Here is a 22,335-nt window from a genome sequence, read left to right as displayed (position 1 = left end):
TTGTGAAATATGTTTGATATATTTTGCTGGTGAAGAGTTTCACCTAAACGAGAAGGTGCTTTACCTTAAAAAACAATAAAGCTTGAAGCTTATTAGCTCCAGGCTTTTATTTGCTAGTTAAAGTGCTAAAACATCCTGTGTGTTTTGTACTATTTCAATCTAATGAAAGATAAGAACAATCAAATCGAATAATAGGAAACGTTGGCTTCTGTTTATTTAGATTTAACCAAATGATAGTACTCCCGGTCGAAGATTCGGTAATAAATCCATGATGGAACTTTGTCATGGTAGGGCTGGACGCTTGCTGCGGTTTTCCATTGTGTTTCGTGTGCGAGCAGGACTTGTTTGCGTGCGGATGCTTCGGACGCCATTGGGAAGGCGATTGTAGGTTCTGGTAAGCCTTTATCCCGAGGGTATCGTTCTTTGAAAGTAGGGGAGAGCTTGAGTGCAAGATCAATCATTGGCTTGGGAAGCGTGGCGAAGTAGAGTCGCTTCACTGGTGAATCTTCTTTTTCCATTTCTGCTGTAACGACCTCTTTTGTCAGCTTGCTCATCACTACATGGTCGGGATGTCCATATAAACCTACGATATCATCGTAGGTAAGGACGGTTGTGGGCTTATATAGATGAATTAATTCTCTGATGGTTTGTTTTATTGCCTCATGGCCCGCATCTGCCAGGCCGCTGTCAGGATAATCATAGACTTCTAGATGGTCGATCTTTAGGATTTCCGCTGATTTCTCCAATTCTTTAGTTCGTGTTTCCCCGAGTTTTTCTTTTGGAATAAGGCCTCCAGTACCACCGGCTTCTCCTCTGGTAAAAGTGGAGAGTACACTGATAACGTCTTTATCTTTATTTAACTTATGATACGTTCCGGCAATCATGATTTCATCATCAGGATGGGCAAAGATGGCCAAGATCTTCTTCGGTGCACCCTCTGGAAAAAGCTCCTCAGAAACATGGATATCCTCATCGTTCACATAATAGTTAGCATACATTACCGCTCCAGTAACCAAAACCACTAGCAGGGATACAATTGAAAGCAACACAACGAACAAAGGTTTTTTCCATTTTTTCATGTTATTACTCCTTTTCATAGTCTATTAATCTAGTATATGAGGTAAGTTATATTTCAACTCCTTTTTTTAAAAAAGTAAAATCTTATATTAATATATTGAATATTTTAAAAATTATAAATACTTGTTGTTAAATCAAAACTTAGTCCATATAATTAGATTGTAGATCATCCAGAATTTAACTGGTCCGAACTGGTAGGGACGTCGCAACGAGTAAAGGAGGAATGATGATTGGTTGAGATTGATGTGGACAATCCAATTCCTTACCATGTGCAAATTAAGAACTTGCTGAGGAAGGAGATATTAGAAGGCCAATATAAAGAAAAAATTCCGAGTGAGAGGGAATTGATGAATCGCTTTTCGGTGAGCAGGACGACTGTGCGGGAGGCGATTACCCATTTAGTCAACGATGGAGTTTTGACCAAGGTACATGGGAAAGGCACTTATATTTCTCCTAAGCGACCAATTGAGGAGTGGCTGAACTCCTTACATAGTTTAACAGAGACAGTACGGAAAATGGGGATGAGGCCTGGATCTGTCCTGTTGAACAGTGGAATGATGACTAAGCCGAGGTATTTTGCAGATAAAATTGGTGAAAAAGAATTTTTCACTATCGAGAGACTTCGGACTGCGGATGGAAATCCGATTGCAATAGAACGCCACTACTACAGCAGGGAGATTGGCCAGCAGCTCTCGAAGCATGATTTAGAAACATCTGCTATTTATGAACTGATTGAAAAGAAGCTGGGAATTGAACTTCATCAGGCAGAACAGTTTATTTCCTGTAAAAAGATTTCAGACATGGATGCTGAAAATCTCGGAATCCCTAAAGGCATAAATGTTCTTTGTGTTGAGCGTTTGATCAAAGGGGCAGATGGGAAACCAATCGAATTGTATATTAGCTATTACAAGCCTGATATGTATGTTTTTCGGGTCAACACAAAAAGACAAAAATAGTGTTATTTAAATTTGTAAGCGCTTTACCCGGAAAGGGAGTTTGATATGATTCAGGAATTGAATTTGCCCGGTAGGATTTTTCATGGAGCCGGGAGTGTAGAGAAGGTAGCAGATGCGGCAGCAGGGCTTGGGGCGAACCACCTGTTTGTCGTGATTAGTCCAAGTGTGCTGGGAGAGCCGCTTAACTTGGCTGATCGTTTAACGAAAATATTTAAAAAAACAAATCTCGGAATGACGCTGTTTTCGGAATATAAAGGTGAACCAACTACAGAACATGTAAGAGCGGCCGTGAATAACTGCAAGGAATCCCAGGCTGATTGTATAGTTGCTGTTGGCGGTGGAAGCGCAATCGATTTGGCAAAAGCAGTATCAGTCATGACTATAAATCCTGATCTCCAATATCAAGAGATTGCGAGAAAGAAAATCATCAAGAGGTTACCCCTTATTACCGTACCAACAACCGCGGGAACTGGCTCAGAGGCAACAAAGGTAATGGTCATAACAGAAGTTGACAGTGGCATTAAACTGAATCCAGGTCATCCAGTATTGATTCCTGATATTGCGATTCTTGATCCGGAATTAGCATTAACCTTGCCGAACTCCTTTACGGCCTATACGGGAATGGATGCTTTAGCACATGCAATGGAAGCGTATGTATCGACCAAGGCAACCGTATTGAGTGACTATTTTGCCATAAAAGCAATTACTCTAATCAGTAAAGCCCTGCCCAGTGCCCATAACAATGGAAGTGATTTAGAGGCGCGTGAAAATATGCTTCTTGGCAGCTGCTTTGCGGGGATAGCGTTCTCGAATTCTTCCACTAATCTAGCGCATGCAGCAGGAAGGGCACTAGGTGCAAGGTTTAATATTCCGCATGGTTTAAGCGTTGCTTTATTACTGCCATATGTAATTCAATATGGACTCAAAGTTTCGCAGGAAAGATATGCAACCATCGCTAAAATACTAAATCCGGATGTGGATGGTTCAAAGGAAGCGATGGCAAAAGATGTCTTAAACTTTGTACTGAATTTAAATGAGCAGTTTCAAGTGTGGGAAGCAGGAGCATTGTATTTAAAAGCGAAGCTAGCCAACGAAATACCCTTGCTAGTAGAGGATGCATTGGCGGGAAATGGAATCCTCACAAATCAGGTAATCCCGGTTTACAAGGATATTGAACAAATCTACCAAAAATTATTCAACAAAATATCTGAATATTCAGTTTGTTAATTATAAGGAGGGTTTTTATGGGTGAAATGACAGGCGGAGAAGTAATAGCAAAAATGCTGAGTATTGAGGGTGTGGAAAAGGTATTTGGCATTATTGACGGGACATATTTTGGGTTCTATTCTAATCTTCAAAAATACGATATTGATTTGGTTTCGCCCAGACACGAAACAACCGCTGCACACATGGCGGGAGCGTATGCCCGAGTGACGGGCAAACTGGGAGTTTGTATGGCAAGCAATGGTCCTGGTGTGGCCAATATTCTCCCCGGATTAGTTGTTGAAGAAGCAGAGGGGAATCGTGTGCTGGTCATTACGAGTGCCAGAAGGACGGGGATCATGTACCCTGACCGTGGGGGAACCTACCAATGCTTCGATCAGACGGGTGTCATTTCACAGTTTGCAAAGTGGAGTGAAACCGTGCCATCATTTGATCGTATTCCTGAAATGATGAGGACAGCACTGAGGAAATGCTACGAGGGCAGGCCTGGTATTGTCCACATTGATATTCCGGAAAATATCCTGAATACGAAAGTGAAATGCGACCTAAACTTTTGGGAGCCGCATCAATACCGTGTTACGGAATTTCCTGGTGCGACGGAAAATCAACTAGAGGCAGCATGTGACCTTTTGATTAATGCGGAATTCCCTGTCATCCACGCCGGCAGTGGAGTCATCCATTCCGGAGCATCTGAAGAATTAGAAATGGTGGCGGAGCTCTTGCAGTCAATGGTGACAACTAGCTGGGCGGCAAGAGGAGCAATATCAGAGAGCAACCCGCTGATGATGCCGATGATCTATTTGCAAACAAATAATAAAATCAGGAACGAAGCGGATGTCGTTTTAGTCTTAGGATCAAGAATTGGAGAAACAGACTGGTGGGGCAAGGCACCTTATTGGGATGCAAATCAAAAGTTGATCCAGGTCGACATAGATCAAGGAATATTGGGTGCGAACAAACCAGCAGATCTGGCAATTCAAGCAGATATCAAAACATTTTTAACACAACTCTACCAAAAACTTCAGCAGCGCAAAGACTCCATCCAAACAAAGAATAGAAAAACTTCCATCCAGAAACATCTCGCTGAAAAAGAAAAGAATCGAAAGAAGCTTAATCAACATTTAGAGGACTTCTCAGTCCCAATGAATACAGCCCATGTTCCAGTCATTAGCCAGCAGGTTTTTCCTCCCGGCACTAACCTTGTTATTGATGGCGGGAATACGACGATTTGGACCAATTTCTACTTTTCTATCGATGAACCAGGCTCTGTTTTCTCAACCTATAAATTTGGTATGCTCGGAGCCGGTATCGGCCAGGCACTTGGCGTTGCGGCTGCAAATCCAGATCGTCCTGTCTGCTGCATCATTGGTGACGGAGCCATGGGTTTCCATCCGCAGGAAATCGAAACAGCGGTCAGGAACAATTTACAGGTTATCTATATCGTCGTCTGCGATCGTCAGTGGGGAATGGTGAAGATGAATCAGCATTTCGCCCTGAAGCCAATCAAAACCGTCTTGAAAAAATCATTAAGTGCTGAAGAAAGCATTAATACCGATTTAGGAGAAATCAAGTTTGATATGCTTGCAGAAAGCATGGGTGCCCATGGAGAGCATGTAAACGACCCGAAGGATCTCAAGGGAGCAATAGAACGGTCTTTGATGACTGGTAAATGTTCGGTCATCCAAGTTGATGTTGACCCGGTAAAACATATGTGGGCTCCTGGATTAAAGTATTTCAAAGACATGCATCAGGAACCGAAGGGCAAATAAATGGGGATTGATCAGGTAACTCTTAATTTCAACTCCGCCACCCTGACCATTATGAATATACTGATAGGATTTATTATGTTCGGTGTCGCGCTAGATCTGAAAGTAGACGATTTTAAACGGACACTCTCGACTCCAAAACCGGTTTTGATAGGTCTCGTAGCGCAATTTTTCTTGCTGCCTGCGTTTACTTTCTTATTGGTTATGGTCGTTAAACCATTACCCAGCATTGCGTTAGGTTTGTTTTTAGTGGCAGCCTGTCCTGGTGGGAATCTATCTAATTTCCTAACTTATTTGGGAAAAGGGAATACACCATTATCGATTAGTATGTCTGCTATTTCAACTGTTTTGGCTATTTTTATGACACCGTTCAACACTTTGTTTTGGGGCTCATTATATCCTGGAACGAATGCGTTGATGCGCTCCTTTTCAATCAGCCCGGTTGATATGCTACTCACAATATTTATTATGCTTGGAGTACCTCTCGTACTGGGAATGTATATTGGGAACAAATACCCAGGATGGGCGAGCAGGACTAATAAATGGATGAAACGTTTTTCAATTATCTTTTTTATCCTGTTCGTGTTAGCTTCACTGGCATCCAACTTCAACTATTTCCTTGATTTTGTCGGGATGGTTGCCATTGTGGTCTTTCTTCACAATCTCGTTGCCATTCTGTTAGGCTATTTTTCATCAAGGGTCGCTGGGCTGCCGGAGCAAGACAGAAGAGCAATTGCCATCGAAGTTGGCATCCAAAATTCAGGTTTAGGCTTAATCCTTATTTTTAACTTCTTTGACGGCCTCGGCGGAATGGCGATCGTAGCTGCATGGTGGGCAATCTGGCATATAGTTTCCGGATTGTCACTGGCTACTTTCTGGTCAAAAAGAGAGCCCAAAACACAAGCGATAAACGGAGGTATTCAAGTATGAACATCCTTATTACTGGTGCCTCTGGCTATCTTGGCACCCAGCTTGTAAACCGATTGATCGACCTCAATAAAACAAATGGACAGAAGTGGAACATAATCGCTACTGATATTAGAGCTGACTCTGCCTTTAATAAGGAAGATGGAATTCGATATATTCAGTTGGATGTCCGTTCCCCACAAGTTCAAGCAGTGATAAGAGAAAATAATATTCATACGGTGGTTCACCTTGCGACAATTGTTACTCCTGGAAAAAAGAGTAACCGCGAATTCGAGTATTCAGTGGATGTCAAAGGGACAGATAACATTTTACAAGCATGTGTAGAAAATCAAGTGAAAAGAGTAGTGGTTACGTCAAGCGGGGCTGCGTATGGTTATCATGCAGATAATCCGGAGTGGATAAAAGAGGACGATGCAATCAGGGGTAATGAGGAATTTTCCTATTCTCATCATAAGCGGCTGGTCGAGGAGCTTTTGAAAGATTACCGGAAAAAGCATCCAAATCTCGAGCAGGTAATCTTCCGGATTGGGACGATATTGGGGGACACAGTCAATAACCAGATTACAAATCTTTTTGAAAAAAGAGTGCTGCTTGGAATTTCAGGTTCGAATAGCCCGTTTGTGTTCATCTGGGATCAGGATGTCGTAGGCTGTCTGATTAAAGGAATCAATGGCAAAGAAACAGGCATTTTTAACGTAGCAGGAGATGGGTCACTGACAATCGATGAAATAGGAGAAATTCTCGGTAAGCCTGTCATCCGATTACCGGTCTGGCTTGTAAAGTCAATTCTTTTTATCCTTAAGAGGCTATCGCTGACTCAATACGGCGAAGAGCAGGTGAACTTCCTAAGATACCGGCCTGTTTTAGATAACCATAATCTGAAGAGTAGGTTTCATTACACACCAAAAAAGACTTCAAGGGAAGTATTTCTCTATTATGTTGAAAAGAAACATTACGCCATTAGAAGATCAGGGAAGGGTGCCGTAGTTTAAAATTTGTTATTAAGGTTAAAACAGAATAAGGAAAGTTACGCGTCAGTTTTTTTCTGGCGCGTTTTTGTCTTATATTGAACTATTAGTTTTGGATAAAACTATTATGTTAATAAGTGTAAAACAGTATAAATATCTTCTTATTGACAAATATAACAAAAGGAATGAGTAAAGGAGTTTTATTATGAATCCATATGAAATGACCAATATGATTATTGATGAGGAATCTTATGGTGAGGAACATGTAACAGTTGAATTTACTGTTGAGCAACAGAATTATATCGTTACCTTTCAAAAATCAGACCTTGAATTGATGAATGCCTGGATTGTAGAGGACGATAAAACACTGCCTGCAAACTTGTCTGAGGATTTAATGGATTCTATAAGAGAAGACATCAAAAAGAAAATCTAGTCGGTGACTAGATTTTTCTTTTGGCCGAGATTTCTGCACATATCAATCCGAAGTATGTTGGTGCTTCGTAAGAGAGAAATTCTACAAGTCTCTCCTCGGGAGGTATGGCGCCGGCAAGGATGAGGGTTTGCCAGATTCCGTCTGGTTTTGCGGCTTCAATGAAATCGGCATCGAAGTCTGCCATTTTTTCGAGTTGATTTGTTCTTATCAACTCAACCGCTTGTTCATCGAGTTCTTTGGCTGCTGGATCAAACCCATAAGGGCCTTTTTCATCATGAGCATGAGCCCAATCACAGCTGGCAATCAATCCGACTTTCTTGTCGTATTGAGCTACAGCTATACGAAGCGATTTTCCGAATTCAATATGCTTTTGGAAGGAAAGATCTCTTGCTGGTGTGATTACGACAACGGGAACATCAGGCATGAAGCGGAGCGGGACGATAGCCCCCCAATCAAGTGGCAGGCAAGAGATCGGCCCGGCAGCAGTTCCGAAATTTATTGTCGAGGATAGCTGTCCGTTTTTTAGCGCTTCGTCATTGATTTTTCGCGCTAGGTCTCTCTCTACCAATTTTTCCATCGTAAAAGTTGCCTCGTTCTCATTCCAGCTTCCTATCAGACGTTCTGAATCAGTTATGGAAAATCGGCCATTAATTCTCGTTCCATGGGGAGTAAGAACAACAATACAATCTGGTTTGGCTTCAGCCATTTGCTGTCCAAGGTTCATTAAACTTTTCCTAGTGACAGCCATCCTATCTGGAAGGGCCCCTTGCAATTCGGGGATTATCTCACCACCGTGAGGGGCAATACAAGCAGAAACAAATGGATTCAAGGTTACGACCTCCTTTTTATAAAGTAATTAGATACCGATTATATGGATTCCTTCTTTTTATTCTAGGAGTTTCCAAATTCTTGCTTGTCTAACTGTCTTGATTTGAGGGTAAAGACAGTTATCGAGACAGCAAGGAGGAAAACAAATGGGGAAAAGTATCGAGAGGAAAGTGCCATTTGGACTTGCTATCATCCCTTTGTTAGTTATGGTAGTTTCAATGGCAGTCACGATTGTAAAATTTGAAGGAGACCCGCATATTCCGCTGATTATTGGAACGGTGGTGGCAGGTCTTGTTGCCTGGTTTGCAGGCTTTAAATGGAATTTTATCGAAGAAGGTATTTATAAAGGTATTAAAATGGCTTTACCGGCAATTCTGATCATAATCACAGTTGGAATGATCATCGGTTCGTGGATTGGCGGTGGGGTTGTAGCAACGATGGTATACTATGGCCTTAAAATAATGAGTCCATCCATGTTCCTTGTATCAATAAGCATAATTACGGCACTGATTACTCTGGCGATAGGTAGTTCATGGTCTACAATGGGCACAATTGGTGTTGCCGGTATGGGAATCGGCATGAGCATGGGAATTCCTGCACCCATGGTAGCAGGGGCGATCATTTCAGGCTCTTATTTTGGAGATAAAATGTCGCCATTGTCCGATACAACCAATCTGGCGGCAGGAGTCACGGGAACAGATCTGTTTGCCCATATTCGCCATATGGTTTATACGACAGTGCCCGCCTTTTTGATTGCTCTGGGCGTCTATTGGTATCTTGGCAGGGATTTTAGCAATGCAGGAGTAGATAACCAACAAATTCTTGAAATCATGAATGTAATTCAATCAAACTTTGTGATATCACCATGGTTATTGCTAGTTCCAGCGGCGGTCATTTTATTGGTTGCCTTTAAGATCCCAGCACTTCCAGCCCTAATCGTAGGAGTATTCCTCGGATGGATTACCCAGTTTACCGTACAAGGTGGCGCCATAGCTGATGCGGTTAATACACTTCAAAACGGTTTTACGATTGAAACAGGGAACGCTTCTGTCGACGAGCTTTTCAGCAGAGGCGGAATTCAGGATATGATGTATACTGTTTCCCTGGCTCTTATAGCAATGGCTTTTGCAGGTGTGATGGAGCAGACTGGTATGCTTCAGTCAATCGTAGAAAAAATTTTGAAGCTGGCCCGGACCGCTCGAAGCCTGGTCGTCTCAACAGTTGCAACTTCATTTTTAACAAATGTTGCTGCAGGCGAACAGTACCTATCAGTTCTTTTACCAGGGCGAATGTATAAAAAAGCATACGATGACAAAGGGCTTCATTCGAAAAACCTATCTCGTGCTGTAGAGGATGGAGGCACGGTAACATCACCACTAGTGCCCTGGAATACTTGCGCCGTGTTCATTATTTCAGCCTTGTCAGTACATCCATTCGAATACGCACCATATGCAGTACTGAACTTCACAGTACCGATATTATCAATTATCTTTGCATTGTTCGCTTTTAAACTGGAGTTTGTGAAGAAGGAGAGTTCGGCAACAGAAGCGGTAAGGAAAGCTTCATAGTTAAGAGGGCAGTCCCAATAGGGTACTGCTCTTTTTGCATCATCATAATTTCACTATAGATAACAAATTTTCTATCATATTAAAGAACTACAATGCAAGGGAAAGCCGGACCGTCCGGATTCTGTATATGCGAAAAAGCTTCAGGAGATTCCCGGTGAACAATATGGCGAGATGAATGTCATGGGGGCATTGCCGAGGTGAAAAGAAATATCGGGATTTGCTGCTGGATATAGGAAAGAAGGAAATTGTTTCTAAAAAGTTGAGCAGTGTTTTTTTATTGAGCATGATACAGGGAATCAAAAAAAACAGGCTCTATTTAAAGAGCCTGTTTGTATTATGCTTTTTGAACGTTAGCAGCTTGAGCTCCACGAGCACCTTGCTCAACGTCAAACGTTACTTTTTGACCTTCATCTAAAGACTTGAAGCCTTCACTTTGGATAGCAGAGAAGTGTACGAATACGTCGTCTCCATTTTCACGTTCGATGAAGCCGAAACCTTTTTCTGCATTAAACCATTTCACTGTACCTTGTTCCATTTTTGTTGCCTCCTAGTGCTATCGCACAACTTATTACTATCCTTGCCCAAAGTGATCATCAAGACGAAAAGTCAAAACTTATACTATCCTTTACACCGAACAAAAATAATTCTTATTCATCATAACAAGAAACAAAAGAAATTGCAAATCATGGTGACTTAAGCAAAAAAAGTATAGTTATATTAGCGTTGCTGAATCAAGGTAGTTTAGTGTTTCTCACTGAACAAACGTTGGTGTTGGGTGTAAACTAGAGGATTATTATAGTTGAAAAGAATAACCTGCTAATTGAAGAATAAATATCAACATATAGAAAAGATAAATAGATCCATAGACTGGGGGTTGGGGTATGAAAGAAAGGAAAGAAAAAAGATTTAATGTTCCAGTTGGTTCTGGAAGTGCAATTACTTTTGGTTCTGCTTTAGCCATTACAATATCTTGGAGTATTCATAAATCAGTACTCTGGGCAATAATTCACGGGTTCTTTAGTTGGTTATATGTAATTTATTATGTTTTGACCAGGTAAATCTAGTAGTCAAATTATATAGGACCCTGAAAATTAAAACGAGGCATTTTAAAAAGAAAACGCTTGGATTCCTATATCCAAGCGTTTTCTCAATTTTGTGGATTTGAAGAATCATTAAGTTGTTCTTCAACAGTGGTTTTATTTTTTTAATTTCGTCCGGCACCTATTTGGAAGGCTCTTAGGTGGTTTTTTGAAGCATTTCCTAATTGGGTAAATACCATTTTTACATCCTCCGGCAGGGAGGGAATCGTTTTTAATTTATCATACATCGCAATATTATCGATTTCCGCCTGAACTCCTGCATTAAAAGCGTCCTTCAATGTTTCAGGTGCTGAAACATATTGTTTGGCACTGTCTTCAGGAATAGGTTTGTCGTACTTCTGAAATAAAGTAAGGAGGGCACTGATATGTTGCTGCTCCGCCGACTTGATATTGCTGAATGGCCTGATGTTGCCGAATTTTCCGATGACAGCGTCGTAACGAGCCTGTGCAAGGTATTCGTCCTGAATGGCATATACTAAAGCTTCATCCAATGTAATCGAGGAATCCTTCAGTGCACCTTTAGCACCAAAGTCAGCAGGCACCTCAGTTTGCGCCTTGGCAGCTCCGGAAAAACTTATGAATAAAAACAGGCAGGCTACTACCGGGATTAATTTTGACTTCATTGTTAAACACCCCTTATGTAAAATAATCAATCTTATTGTCTTCATTGAGTGGAATTTGATTCATAAAACACTATGGGTTTAATTTGTAGAGATGATTCGATATAATAGACGTAACTTTTTTCAATAGGAGAGATACAATGTTTTCAAATATAGGGTTTCCAGGATTAATCCTGATTCTCGTAATTGCGCTGATCATTTTTGGGCCAAACAAACTCCCGGAAATCGGACGGGCAGTCGGCAAGTCGATGAAAGAATTCAAGAACGCGACGAATGGACTTGCTGATGATGTAAAGAAGGAAATCAGGGAAAACGAACAAGATAAAAAGAGCTAATCAAAGCTGCCATTGGCAGCTTTTTGTTTTGTTTTTTATTCAGAAAAAAACTGTCCGATCATTTATCACCGGACAGCTTTAAACATCTATTTCCTGAAATATATGTGAATGGAGGACACCAGCAGGATGAGTCCATTCAATATATACAACCCAGTATAAATTACAGTCAGGATTCCTGCACCCCATCCCGAGTCATCCCATGTAAAACCGAGGTAGAGAGTGCTGAAAAAAATTACTGGTGTGAAAAGGAGAAAGACCAATCCTGCAATAATTCGTCTTTTTATGTTCCTCGCTGAATCCTTCACTGCAAAATAATTCGCCACCCCAAAAAGAGCAATATTCATTAAGAGCGTCAAAATCATTCCGACTGATTCTGGCATTTTATCTTGCTCCTTTTCTTAAAAGCTTCATGACAAAGGCAAAAATGAATATAACGATCGTACAAACTAGTAAACCAGCTGCCAGCATGCCGACACCAATTCCTGCCCAAGGATCTACCGTGACAGCCACAACAAAGCTTGCGGCTAATGTCAATAACCCAATTGCCAGGCTGATTAACGACGGCAAAAACACTTTTTTATGCTTGACGTAAACAGTTATAAACATTAATAGCACTGTATACAACAGGCCAACTGTCCAGCCGTTGACTGAGTAATCGATGGCCTTCATGACAAAGTTGCTGGAATCAAGATCCGGCATTTCAAGTCTAAGTTCTTTTAACTTCTTGGTTTCTATGTCTACTGCCCTCAACTTATATTCCTCTGGTTCTTGCGGCCAATTTATATATTCCAGGAAGAGAATTTCATTTTTATCGTTAAAAACACCGGAGATACGACAGATGAATTCAAGTCGGTAAGCCTTTTGGTGTCTCCATCTTTCAAATCTTTCAGAAATAAATCGTATTCAAACAGGGAAGTCTCCTTTGATTCTTCAGTGATCGTCGTATAAGCTAAAGCATTAAGCATAGGCGAAAGCGTGAGATGAAAAAAATCTGTTGGCATTTCACCGCTTAAATCTGCTGTATAAACCCGTCGATCCTCCAGGTCAAACGCATTTATATCGTCAAAATCCTTGAAGAGAATTTCCTTTTTTTCAGCAGAAAAGGCGAGGCTATCCATTGTATAGAAATCTCTATCAGTTAACTGCTCCATTTGTGAGCCATCAATTTTAACGGAAAAAAGGTCAAAGCCCTCTTGAGTCTCCCCCTCAGTCTTTTTAAACTCTTCTGCAGGCATGCTTGCGAAGAAAATCGTTTCGTTGTCATCAGAAAAGACAGCGCCAGAAATGTGCTGAGAATTATTAGAAAGTTTTTTGGGATTAGCGCCATCCACATTTGCTATGTAAAGCGATTTAATATGGTTACTGTCCTTTGATAAATATAAAATCTTGCTGCCATCTGGTGAAAACTGAGGGTTCAGGTGATAAACCCGTTCAGGGTTGCTTACTCTTTTAACATCTCGACCATCCTGTCCAGCAGTATAGATTGCAGAATTTCCATTATTAAAATAGGAAAAGGCGATGAACTGATCATCTTCAGAGATGGCTAGCCCACTTCCAAGACCTGTATAATATTTATAAGCATCCCGGTCGGCCAACAACACATAACTAATGCTTGAAATCAACAACAAAGCAACAAAAGCAATTGCACCCAATAAAGTGTTCCTTCTATATAGTGTAAAATTACACTAATTAAAAGGGTTTTTTAGGAAGAAATTATAAAATCTTCATTGTGAATAAGTTTTTGTACAAGACATAGCAGCGATGGCAAGCCACTGACATTTTCATTAAAAAAAATTTCAACTGTTGTTCATAATAGGAAAATTTAAATCATGGTAAAATAAAAGGGAAGGAACCGCTGAATACCAGGGGGTGCAGAGATGGATAAAAGGATTCAATCAGGTAAAAGACGTCCATCGAAACGTGTGATCACTGCCAGAAAAGAAATGCGGTCTGCTCATTTTCTCCATGAATATGATGAAGACGATCATGACTGGAAAAAGGAAAGAAAACACAACATTCACCACTCACATTCATCCGCATCAAAAGGCCATGATTACAGGTTAACAAAACTCAAAAATAGGGAAGCTGATAGAGCTCAACGAGACGAATATTAATGTTAGTACTGTAACGGCTGTCAAAATTGGCAGCTTTTTTTATTGGGCGTAAAGCCTTTTAGAACAACTACGAGCTGTAAGAATCCGAAAGAATCATGACAGCTTTGGGTGTAAAAGTAGAAAACCTATCAAGAATCCGAAAGAATTATGACAGCTTTGGAGGTAAATGAAGAAAAGCTGTCAAGAAAACGAAGTAATTATGACAGCTTTGGGTGTAGAAGAAGAAAAGCTGTCAAGAACCCGAAGGAATTATGACAGCTTTGGAAGTAAATGAAGAAAAGCTGTCAAGAAAACGAAGGAATTAAGACAGCTTTGGGTGTAAAAGTAGAAAAGCTGTCAAGAAAATGAAAGAATCATGACAGCTATAGATGTAAATGAGGAAAAGCTGTCAGGAAAACCAAAGAATTATGACAGCTTTGGAGGTAAATGAATAAAAGCTGTCAAGAAAACGAAGGAATTAAGACAGCTCTGGAGGTAAATGAAGAAAAGCTGTCAAGAAAACGAAGGAATTAAGACAGCTTTGGGTGTAAAAGTAGAAAAGCTGTCAAGAAAATGAAAGAATCATGACAGCTTTGGGTGTAAAAGTAGAAAACCTATCAAGAATCCGAAAGAATTATGACAGCTTTGGAGGTAAATGAAGAAAACCTGTCAAGAAAACGAAGGAATTAAGATAGCTTTGGATGGTTATGAGGAGAATCTGTCAAGATAGCTACGCGTTAACCCTGGCAACTTGGCAAACCCCTGTGGCAACTTCGGAAAAACTATAATGATCACCACCAATGCTGAGACTGATAAGTATTTTTAAAATATTATAACGTAATAAAATTGGAAAATTGATCTAATTTTATATTGTGTTCACTACTATATAGTGTTACGATATACCTAGTAAGTAGTAAGGCGATATAGAGGAGGCCAATGCATGAGTAAAACCGAGCTTTTAAAAGGTAGTACTAGCATGATTTTGTTGTCGCTGCTTTCGGAAAAAGAGATGTACGGGTATGAAATTACGGAGAAAGTTCACGAGGTGAGTGAAGGTTATCTCAGCTATAAAGAAGGAACACTGTATCCTGCGCTGAAAAAACTGGAGCTATCCGGAATGGTTGAAAGCTACTGGGTAAGTTCCCAGGATGGTCCGCGCCGTAAATATTATCGAATCACCAAAACTGGAAAAAAAGCTTTGGCAGATCAAAAGCAAGAATGGAATATGTTCAAGAAAGTCGTACATCGAATTGTAGGTGATGAAAGTGTCAACACAAGAATCAATTAAACAGTTCGACGACTATATCAAAAGGCTGGTTCGTGATTTACATCTGGAGGAAGAGGAAAAAAGGGAAGTGGAAGAAGAGTGGACTCAGCATTTATATGACCACTACTCCTCCTTGCAAAAACAAGGCCTGGAAAAGTCAGAGGCAATCCAAAGTGTTCTTGAGCAATTTGGGGACATGCAGATGATCCAGACGGAAGTGAATCAAAGTTATCCAAGCGCTATCAAGTCTCATATCCAGAAAGAAAGTGTGATTGGGGTTCTTTGCATCATTGCCAGCCTGATTGGCCCAATGATTTTAATAGGTGCCTATTTTCAGCCATATTTTATCTCTGCCTCACTTATAGCATTGGTTTTTGCTTATCTTGTTCATCGGTTTATTGCCAAACGTCAGTCGGACTGGAGGCTGTCTGTTATCGGATTGATCGCCATCTACGTATTTTTCTTTCAGCTTTTTAAAAGAATGTATGGTTCATCATTGTCATTAGATCAATATGGTGCCCACTTATTCACTTTGGATTGGAATAGGCTGACTGGTTCTGGCGGGCTTTTTGAATTCGTGACAATCCACATGATGTGGTATGTGATTATTGCAATGCAATTCATCACCATTAACAATTACACCCCTACATGGAAAAGGATATTGAACTCGAGTTTCCAGTATTGGGCGATGCTCTTAATTGGTGTATTTCTGGCAATGTTTCAATCAAGTGGTGAGTGGTCGGTCCTTTTTATAAATGTCTTCATTTTGTACGCTTTCCTGCAGCATACGATATCCATCAAGGGAATCACGATTTTTAGCCAAAAAGTGTCACGGATGTTTTATCGCCAATCACTTTAACTTCTTCGGAGGTAAGTATGAAGGAACTTAAGAGGGGAATTGTCCCATTTTTATTAGTCATGCTAGTTGCGTTTATAATGACCGATTTTGGGGATGGAGAAATCAAATATATCATGGCAAGCTATGAGAGCCTTCCAGATCAACAGAGGAACTTTATTAAAGAAATCGGTCCTGGCGGAACAGGGATGTTCCAACATGATGGTTCATCTTACGCTTTCATTGCAACTGAACCGGATGAGAAGGTAGAAGTGTTATTCGTAGGGAAGGCGGAAGATGGCGTTGGGAATGAAGTGAAATACAAGGTTGTCAAAAATGATGGTGCCGACGACACGAAGATCATTGATGGAAGGATGGGAAGGTTCGCGTTATATCTGTTACGGCTGGAAAAAGTAGTCCCAACTCCGTTTGGTTTTAATAATCAAAATCATTAATTAGCTGCCGGGATTGGCAGTTTTTTTTATTTTCATTACGGAAAAAAGTGGTATAATTGGGAAGTGTAAAAAATTGACTAGCTGAAAGGGAGGTACTATCCGTGCAGATTACGCTTTCAGTTATAGCTTTTTTAACAATAGTTTCACTAAGCATTTTCATCATGAGAACTAGACCAAAAGGGCAAAAGAGAGCGATTGTAGGCCTAATTTTCTTAGCAACTTCATCTGTGGCGATAGCCTTAGCATTAAATTCAATTTATTCCCTGGTATTTTTTGCATCGCATTTGATTTTGTTGATGATGGCTATAAGCCTGGCTTTAAAGGAACAAAAAGAAAAAGGTAATAGAAGTATAAAGTAGGTATTGACAATATTCGACTTTACCGCTGGTTAGCAGAACCGTAAATGTGATCAACAAAACGGACAAGCTGGTCTGTTTATTTTTTGTTTCTGAAAAAACAAATATGTTGAATATTTTCCTGGAAAAATATAAAGTATTAAAGTCTCTACCATAATTCTATTGGTAAGTTTATCTATTGCTTTTAAAAGGTATATGGAAATAGGTAAATGAAGAAGACATAGAATGTAACTCAGTAAATTAAGCAATATTCATTTGGATTGTGAAAGGCTTAATGGGTAATTCTAATGTTAATGAGACATTTACATAAGAGTTGTGAAAGAGGAAGGAGAGAGGTTGATGGAAGGAATTTGGCTTGAATATGCCTGGGCATTATTAATATTGATCGGTCTTGAAGGTTTGCTATCGGCTGACAATGCGCTTGTACTGGCAATCATAGCGAAACATTTACCTGATGATCAGAAGAAAAAAGCAATAAATTATGGAATTATAATGGCGTTTGTCTTCAGGTTTGGGGCATTATTTGCGATTTCATTCATTGCAAACGTCTGGCAGGTACAGGCAATCGGTGCAGCATACCTACTTTACCTAGGATTGAAGCACGTCATCCAGGCTAAGTTTGGTAAGGAAAATGAAAATATTCGTGAGGAAGAAGAGAAGGAAGCGAGAGGAATGGGCTTCTGGCCGACTGTTGGTAAAATCGGTTTAGCAGACCTTGCTTTTGCCATTGATTCAATTCTTGCGGCAGTTGCTCTTGCCCTTGGTCTACCAGACTCACCGCTAGGAGAATTTGGCGGTATGGACGGTGGAAAATTCATTGTTGTTCTTCTTGGAGGAATTGCCGGGCTAATCTTGATTAAATACGCAGCTACCTGGTTCGTTAAGCTGCTTGATCAGCGTCCCGCATTGGAAACAACCGCGTATGCCATTGTGGCTTGGGTTGGTGTGAAACTTGCAGTCATTACCCTTGCACATGAAGATATTGCTGTCTTGCATCATGATTTCCCTCATAGCACACTTTGGACAACCATCTTCTATGGAGTATTGATCGGAATAGCCCTTCTGGGATGGTTTGCTCCTGCGAAAAAACCTAAGGGTGAAGGCAACTCTTTATAATTAATGAAGGAAAAAGTGCGTGTAATCCTGATCGGGATTGACGCACTTTTTTTGTTGTTCCAGTCCTCCATTCTTTACTAAAAGTTTATCTGCACTGCTACGTGGAATAGTCATTATAAGGATTATTACACGAAAAGGAGTGTTGATATGAAAGCAGCTGAATTAATGATTAAATGTCTGGAACGCGAAGGTGTTGAATACATTTTCGGTGTTCCCGGTGAGGAAAACCTTGATATTATGGACGCTCTCCTCGATTCGAGCATTGAATTCATTGTAACAAGACATGAAACGAATGCCGCTTTTATGGCTGGGACCTACGGGAGACTAACCGGTAAGCCGGGGGTTTGCCTTGCGACTCTTGGACCAGGCGCGACGAACCTTTTAACAGGGGTGGCCAATTCAAATATGGACCACAGCCCGATCGTTGCCATCACAGGACAGGCAGGCTTGGACCGCCAGCATAAAATTTCACACCAATATTATGACCTGGTTTCCATTTTTGAGCCGGTGACAAAGTGGAATACACAGGTGAAAAAGGCGGAAATTATACCGGAGGTTGTCCGGAAAGCATTTGATGTTGCACAAGGGGAAAAGCCCGGAGCCACCCATATCGACCTGCCAGAAGATATAGCAGCGATGGAAGTAGAGGGTAAACCTCTGGAAATCATTGAGCCGACTATTATGGAAGCGGGAGAACGAGTTATCACAGATGCAGCTAAGCTTATCGAACAGGCGAAGCATCCACTGATTCTTGCCGGAATGGGTGTTGAAAGAGGACAGGCTGAGGAAAGCCTAAGAACTTTCGCGGAAAAAGCAGATCTTCCGGTCGTTCATACCTTCATGGGGAAAGGAGCGATTTCCTGGAAAAATGATCAAAGTCTTTTGACTGCTGGCATTAGCGGCAAGGACTATATCACATGTGGTTTTGAACAGTCCGACTTGATCATTGCGATTGGTTTTGACATAGCTGAATATCCGCCAAAAAATTGGAACCCTGATGGAGAAAGCCCTATTTTACACATCGATACAATAGAAGCTGAAACTGACGCAAATTATCCTGTCAAACATAGCGTGATTGGTGATATCAATGAAAATCTCAAGCAGTTAGAAAAGGTCATCTCATCCACTGACAGGGATAACAAGTGGGTAGCAAACGTGAGGGAAAAAACGCTAAATGAATACGAGACCTTTGCTGACGATACAAGCTATCCAGTAAAACCGCAGAAAATCATCCATGACCTCAGGTCAGTGATGAACGAGGAGGATATAGTCATCTCGGATGTCGGAGCGCACAAAATGTGGATGGCAAGAATGTATCATACTTTTGAGCCAAACACCTGTCTGATATCCAACGGGTTGGCTTCCATGGGGATTGCTGTCCCTGCGGCAATCTCTGCAAAAATGGTCCATCCGGAACGGAATGTTGTCGCGGTCGTTGGCGACGGAGCGTTCCAAATGTCCAGTGCCGAACTCGAAACGGCAAAGAGATTGAATCTGCCGATTATCATCCTTTTATGGAGAGATGGCGGCTATGGTCTGATTGAATGGCATCAGCGCAGGGAATTTAACAGAACTTCGAATGTCAAATTCGGCAACCCGGAATTCCTCCAGCTGGCACAATCCTATGGCTTTGAAGCGATTGGCATAAATGAAGCCGGAGAATTGAAGGGTGCGATCAAGAAAGCAGTCGCCATGAATAAACCAGTTCTAATCGATTGCCCTGTGGACTACAGCGAAAACATGAAGCTAACCGAAAAATTAGGTGAAATCCTAAGCTAGGAACAGGAGGGGATGTCATGAAAATTGCTTCGATCATTAACGGTGCTGAAAGGATTGATGCTAGCGCTGAAACGATGGAAGTAAGGAATCCATACAGCGGCGCGTTGGTTGCAGAAATGCATCTTGCTGGTGAAAAGGAGATGGAGGAGGCAATCGAAAACAGCCTCCAGACCTTCCATACAACGATGAAAACAATGCCGGCACATGAGAGAGCAGATATTCTTCTTAGAGCTTCCGAACTTTTGGAAGAAAAGAAAGAGGAATTTGCCGAGATCATAGCGGTGGAAGCGGGAAAGCCCATCAAGCATAGCAGGGCAGAGATTATGCGTTCAATTCAAATTCTACGATTTTCAAGCGAGCTGTCTAAACATACGGCAGGGGAAGTGGTGCCAATGGATGCTGCGCTACGAGGGGATAACCGAATGGGAATGGTGAAGCGGGTTCCGATGGGTGTAATTGGTGCCATCACTCCATTTAACTTCCCGTTGAATTTATCGCTGCATAAGATTGCCCCGGCTATTGCTGCGGGTAATACGGTTATTTTTAAACCAGCTGAAAAAACGCCTGTATCAGCCTACATGCTTGCGAAGCTTTTAAAGGATGCAGGGTTGCCTGATGGAGCATTGAACCTGGTCCTGAGCACCGGTGTAACGGCAGGAACCACTCTTGTTCCGCATAAGGATGTACCAAAAATCACTTTTACCGGCAGTTTGACAGTCGGGAAAATCATTCGCGACACTGCCGGTTTTAAAAAGGTCACAATGGAACTCGGTTCAAACTCGCCGAATATCGTCTTTGAGGACGCCGATATTGAGGATGCCGTCGATAGGCTGGTTAATGCAGCCTTTGGTTATTCAGGACAAGTCTGTGTTTCCGCTCAAAGAATATACGTCCAGGAAGGTATCTATGACGAGTTCCTCAAGAAGTATATTGAAGCAACGAATCAACTGAACATCGGTGATCCGATGGAAGAAGAAACTGATTTTGGCCCAATGATCGATGAAAACGCGGCAAAAAGAATCCAGGAATGGGTGGAAGAAGCGAGAGACCAAGGAGCGACTATAGAAACAGGTGGCGAAAGAAAGGGTACGATGATGTACCCGACAATCATCACCAATGTAAAAAAGGACATGAAAGTCGTTAAGGAAGAAGCATTTGCACCAATTGTAACCGTGCTGCCTTTCAATACAGAAGAAGAAGCGGTTGAAAATACCAATGATTCCATCTATGGTCTTCAGGCAGGCGTATTTACGAAAGACATCAGCCGCGCTTATCGAGTTGCAGACAGCCTCGAAATGGGAGGAGTCTGGATCAATGACTCATCGGTATACCGTCAGGACAATTACCCATATGGCGGCGTGAAACTAAGCGGACTAGGTAGAGAAGGCGTCAAGTATGCGATGGATGAAATGACTGAAATGAAATTTATTGGGGTTCGGCTATAATTCGGTGTGATTTAAACCGTTACGTTTAAGATGGAAAACGATATATATTTAAAAGAAATGGCATACGAATTGACGTATGCCATTTTCATTTTATATAAAAAGACTCATACACTTTTTATAGAGTATCGAGATCAAAAATGACATAATAATTATATTATTATAAACAGCGGAACAAAAGAAAAGTCATTTCCGCTGACATTATAAATTCTACATTCCAAAGGCTTATAGAATTAAAGAGGCACGTTACTCAAAAGTTCATGAGTGAGAATATAAAGAGGGTGAAGGTTTGTATGGGAAACCGTAAAAAAGCAACCATAATTATTGGCACATCAATCATTTTTATATATGTAATATTTGCAATTATAGAAACAATTAATCTAGGTTCCAAAACAGTCGATGAAGCTTTCGAAAAATACATGAACAGTGAATTTAAAACTGAAGTTGCTCAGAATGCAATTGGTAATAAAGAGTTCTACAGAAAAGGTAAACCTGTATTTGTACCATTTGAAGTTAATGATAATGTTTCATTAGTTCTGTTTGAGAAAGGAGTATTTGGTTGGAAACGAACATATTATTCGAACAATAGTAATGAGGGTTACTCTTATTCAACTTTTGTTGATGAATTAAATGGAGAGATTCTTTTACATGGAGTCATACCAAAGGATATAGTTACTGAGATAAAGGCCATAAATGTAAATGGAAATGAAGCAGATATTGTTATGCTAAATGATAAAACTGGAATCTGGTTAATGATGAACGATAATAAAGATAACTTCAATAACATTAAAATAGACTTCATAGATGAAGTTGGTAATGTAGTTGCTGAGATGTAAGAAAGTAAAGGGGACTGCAAAGGAGTCTATATTATGAAATTACCAATATGGTTCTTAATTAGTTTAAGTGGAATTTGCTTCTTGCAATGGACTTTAGGATATTGGATTGAATTAATAACAAATAATGCAAGAGATGCTTTTTTAATAATTATTGCAATTTCTTATATTGTATATCCTGTATTCACAATCTTTTCAGTCATTTCTCTCAGGAAAAATAAAGCAATAACTAGAACAAGTAAAAAGATAGGTGTTACATTACTGCTTTTGGGTTTCATTACTAATCCAGCAGTTTACCAAGCATTGAGGCAAGTTCTTTAGCTTTTAATTCTAAGGACCAGGGAGAGCAAGTGTACT

At 40.7% G+C, this 22,335-nt stretch carries 27 protein-coding genes; 20 read left to right on the top strand and 7 right to left on the bottom strand.

Going from position 1 to position 22,335, the window contains the following annotated elements; genetic code table 11:
- Window positions 1-212: 212 nt before the first annotated feature.
- Window positions 213-1,079 carry a PIG-L deacetylase family protein gene (locus TY49_RS23780; RefSeq protein WP_052442068.1) on the bottom strand — a complete coding sequence of 289 codons (867 nt, stop codon included), beginning with the start codon at window positions 1,077-1,079 and terminating at the stop codon, window positions 213-215.
- A 228-nt stretch (window positions 1,080-1,307) separates the two neighbouring features.
- Here TY49_RS23780 and TY49_RS03085 point away from each other — a divergent pair, with 228 nt between their 5' ends.
- The 6 genes from TY49_RS03085 (at window position 1,308) to TY49_RS03060 (ending at window position 7,351) form a co-directional block, all read left to right on the top strand.
- On the top strand, window positions 1,308-2,033 hold the full coding sequence (locus TY49_RS03085; RefSeq protein WP_041964423.1) for a GntR family transcriptional regulator: 726 nt from the start codon (window positions 1,308-1,310) through the stop codon (window positions 2,031-2,033).
- 45 nt (window positions 2,034-2,078) lie between these two features.
- Window positions 2,079-3,260 carry an iron-containing alcohol dehydrogenase gene (locus TY49_RS03080; protein WP_041964422.1) on the top strand — a complete coding sequence of 394 codons (1,182 nt, stop codon included), beginning with the start codon at window positions 2,079-2,081 and terminating at the stop codon, window positions 3,258-3,260.
- 17 nt (window positions 3,261-3,277) lie between these two features.
- A complete protein-coding gene (locus TY49_RS03075) occupies window positions 3,278-5,026 on the top strand; it encodes a thiamine pyrophosphate-binding protein (RefSeq protein WP_041964421.1) in 1,749 nt (582 codons plus the stop codon).
- Window positions 5,027-5,953 carry a bile acid:sodium symporter family protein gene (locus TY49_RS03070; protein WP_041964420.1) on the top strand — a complete coding sequence of 309 codons (927 nt, stop codon included), beginning with the start codon at window positions 5,027-5,029 and terminating at the stop codon, window positions 5,951-5,953. It abuts the gene before it with no gap.
- The gene (locus tag TY49_RS03065) at window positions 5,950-6,942 is read left to right on the top strand and encodes an SDR family oxidoreductase (RefSeq protein ID WP_041964419.1); all 993 of its coding nucleotides are present in this window, start codon (window positions 5,950-5,952) and stop codon (window positions 6,940-6,942) included. Before TY49_RS03070 ends, TY49_RS03065 begins: the two co-directional genes overlap by 4 nt.
- Window positions 6,943-7,123: 181 nt before the next feature.
- Complete coding sequence (locus TY49_RS03060) at window positions 7,124-7,351, top strand: hypothetical protein (protein ID WP_041964418.1); 228 nt, start codon at window positions 7,124-7,126, stop codon at window positions 7,349-7,351.
- Window positions 7,352-7,358: 7 nt separating this feature from the next.
- On the opposite strand, the gene TY49_RS03055 is transcribed toward TY49_RS03060, so the two are convergent.
- The gene (locus TY49_RS03055) at window positions 7,359-8,180 is read right to left on the bottom strand and encodes a DODA-type extradiol aromatic ring-opening family dioxygenase (RefSeq protein ID WP_041964417.1); all 822 of its coding nucleotides are present in this window, start codon (window positions 8,178-8,180) and stop codon (window positions 7,359-7,361) included.
- A 157-nt stretch (window positions 8,181-8,337) separates the two neighbouring features.
- Between TY49_RS03055 and nhaC the strand changes: the two genes are divergently transcribed.
- Both nhaC and TY49_RS25140 read left to right on the top strand, forming a co-directional pair.
- Window positions 8,338-9,747: a Na+/H+ antiporter NhaC gene (gene nhaC / locus TY49_RS03050; RefSeq protein WP_198135577.1), complete on the top strand. Its 1,410-nt coding sequence runs from the start codon at window positions 8,338-8,340 to the stop codon at window positions 9,745-9,747.
- A 66-nt stretch (window positions 9,748-9,813) separates the two neighbouring features.
- Window positions 9,814-9,948, top strand: a complete 135-nt coding sequence (locus TY49_RS25140) for a manganese catalase family protein (RefSeq protein ID WP_439646149.1) — start codon at window positions 9,814-9,816, stop codon at window positions 9,946-9,948.
- A gap of 133 nt (window positions 9,949-10,081) precedes the next feature.
- Here the strand turns inward: TY49_RS25140 and cspC are convergent, their stop codons facing one another.
- Complete coding sequence (gene cspC, locus TY49_RS03045; protein WP_010331195.1) at window positions 10,082-10,282, bottom strand: cold shock protein CspC; 201 nt, start codon at window positions 10,280-10,282, stop codon at window positions 10,082-10,084.
- Window positions 10,283-10,628: 346 nt separating this feature from the next.
- Between cspC and TY49_RS24510 the strand changes: the two genes are divergently transcribed.
- The gene (locus TY49_RS24510; RefSeq protein ID WP_156972592.1) at window positions 10,629-10,805 is read left to right on the top strand and encodes a hypothetical protein; all 177 of its coding nucleotides are present in this window, start codon (window positions 10,629-10,631) and stop codon (window positions 10,803-10,805) included.
- A 146-nt stretch (window positions 10,806-10,951) separates the two neighbouring features.
- Here TY49_RS24510 and TY49_RS03040 read toward each other — a convergent pair whose 3' ends face one another.
- Window positions 10,952-11,470: a ferritin-like domain-containing protein gene (locus TY49_RS03040; RefSeq protein WP_052442067.1), complete on the bottom strand. Its 519-nt coding sequence runs from the start codon at window positions 11,468-11,470 to the stop codon at window positions 10,952-10,954.
- Window positions 11,471-11,607: 137 nt separating this feature from the next.
- On the opposite strand from TY49_RS03040, the gene TY49_RS03035 reads away from it, so the two are divergent.
- Window positions 11,608-11,802, top strand: coding sequence for a twin-arginine translocase TatA/TatE family subunit (locus TY49_RS03035; protein ID WP_041964415.1), 195 nt, complete (start codon window positions 11,608-11,610; stop codon window positions 11,800-11,802).
- Between the two features lie 86 nt (window positions 11,803-11,888).
- Here TY49_RS03035 and TY49_RS03030 read toward each other — a convergent pair whose 3' ends face one another.
- Genes TY49_RS03030 through TY49_RS03020 form a run of 3 tightly spaced genes read right to left on the bottom strand, consistent with a single transcriptional unit; the run spans window position 11,889 to window position 13,454 of the window.
- On the bottom strand, window positions 11,889-12,182 hold the full coding sequence (locus TY49_RS03030; protein ID WP_041964414.1) for a hypothetical protein: 294 nt from the start codon (window positions 12,180-12,182) through the stop codon (window positions 11,889-11,891).
- 1 nt (window position 12,183) lies between these two features.
- Window positions 12,184-12,552 (bottom strand): YesK family protein, encoded by a 369-nt coding sequence (locus TY49_RS03025; protein ID WP_041964413.1) that lies wholly within the window; start codon window positions 12,550-12,552, stop codon window positions 12,184-12,186.
- Window positions 12,553-12,581: 29 nt separating this feature from the next.
- Complete coding sequence (locus tag TY49_RS03020) at window positions 12,582-13,454, bottom strand: TolB family protein (protein ID WP_041964412.1); 873 nt, start codon at window positions 13,452-13,454, stop codon at window positions 12,582-12,584.
- 225 nt (window positions 13,455-13,679) lie between these two features.
- Between TY49_RS03020 and TY49_RS03015 the strand changes: the two genes are divergently transcribed.
- The 10 genes from TY49_RS03015 to TY49_RS02970 all read left to right on the top strand — a co-directional run bounded on the left by TY49_RS03015 (window position 13,680) and on the right by TY49_RS02970 (window position 22,299).
- Window positions 13,680-13,916 carry a hypothetical protein gene (locus tag TY49_RS03015; protein WP_041964411.1) on the top strand — a complete coding sequence of 79 codons (237 nt, stop codon included), beginning with the start codon at window positions 13,680-13,682 and terminating at the stop codon, window positions 13,914-13,916.
- Window positions 13,917-14,835: 919 nt separating this feature from the next.
- Complete coding sequence (locus TY49_RS03010; protein ID WP_041964410.1) at window positions 14,836-15,183, top strand: PadR family transcriptional regulator; 348 nt, start codon at window positions 14,836-14,838, stop codon at window positions 15,181-15,183.
- A complete protein-coding gene (locus tag TY49_RS03005; RefSeq protein ID WP_041964409.1) occupies window positions 15,161-16,021 on the top strand; it encodes a permease prefix domain 1-containing protein in 861 nt (286 codons plus the stop codon). The genes TY49_RS03010 and TY49_RS03005 overlap by 23 nt, the downstream gene beginning before the upstream one ends.
- Before the next feature lie 17 nt (window positions 16,022-16,038).
- Window positions 16,039-16,452 (top strand): hypothetical protein, encoded by a 414-nt coding sequence (locus TY49_RS03000; RefSeq protein WP_041964408.1) that lies wholly within the window; start codon window positions 16,039-16,041, stop codon window positions 16,450-16,452.
- Between the two features lie 101 nt (window positions 16,453-16,553).
- The gene (locus TY49_RS02995; RefSeq protein WP_041964407.1) at window positions 16,554-16,811 is read left to right on the top strand and encodes a hypothetical protein; all 258 of its coding nucleotides are present in this window, start codon (window positions 16,554-16,556) and stop codon (window positions 16,809-16,811) included.
- 336 nt (window positions 16,812-17,147) lie between these two features.
- On the top strand, window positions 17,148-17,924 hold the full coding sequence (locus TY49_RS02990; protein ID WP_041964406.1) for a TerC family protein: 777 nt from the start codon (window positions 17,148-17,150) through the stop codon (window positions 17,922-17,924).
- A 147-nt stretch (window positions 17,925-18,071) separates the two neighbouring features.
- The gene (locus TY49_RS02985) at window positions 18,072-19,703 is read left to right on the top strand and encodes an acetolactate synthase large subunit (protein ID WP_041964405.1); all 1,632 of its coding nucleotides are present in this window, start codon (window positions 18,072-18,074) and stop codon (window positions 19,701-19,703) included.
- A 17-nt stretch (window positions 19,704-19,720) separates the two neighbouring features.
- A complete protein-coding gene (locus tag TY49_RS02980; RefSeq protein WP_041964404.1) occupies window positions 19,721-21,148 on the top strand; it encodes an aldehyde dehydrogenase family protein in 1,428 nt (475 codons plus the stop codon).
- A 290-nt stretch (window positions 21,149-21,438) separates the two neighbouring features.
- Window positions 21,439-21,981: a hypothetical protein gene (locus TY49_RS02975; RefSeq protein WP_041964403.1), complete on the top strand. Its 543-nt coding sequence runs from the start codon at window positions 21,439-21,441 to the stop codon at window positions 21,979-21,981.
- Window positions 21,982-22,014: 33 nt separating this feature from the next.
- Window positions 22,015-22,299, top strand: coding sequence for a hypothetical protein (locus tag TY49_RS02970; RefSeq protein WP_041964402.1), 285 nt, complete (start codon window positions 22,015-22,017; stop codon window positions 22,297-22,299).
- Window positions 22,300-22,335 lie beyond the last annotated feature (36 nt).

The organism is Mesobacillus selenatarsenatis SF-1 (assembly GCF_000813125.1).
In the GTDB taxonomy this organism is placed as follows: Bacteria; Bacillota; Bacilli; order Bacillales; family Cytobacillaceae; genus Mesobacillus; species Mesobacillus selenatarsenatis.
This window is presented reverse-complemented; position numbering and strand designations above follow the sequence as displayed.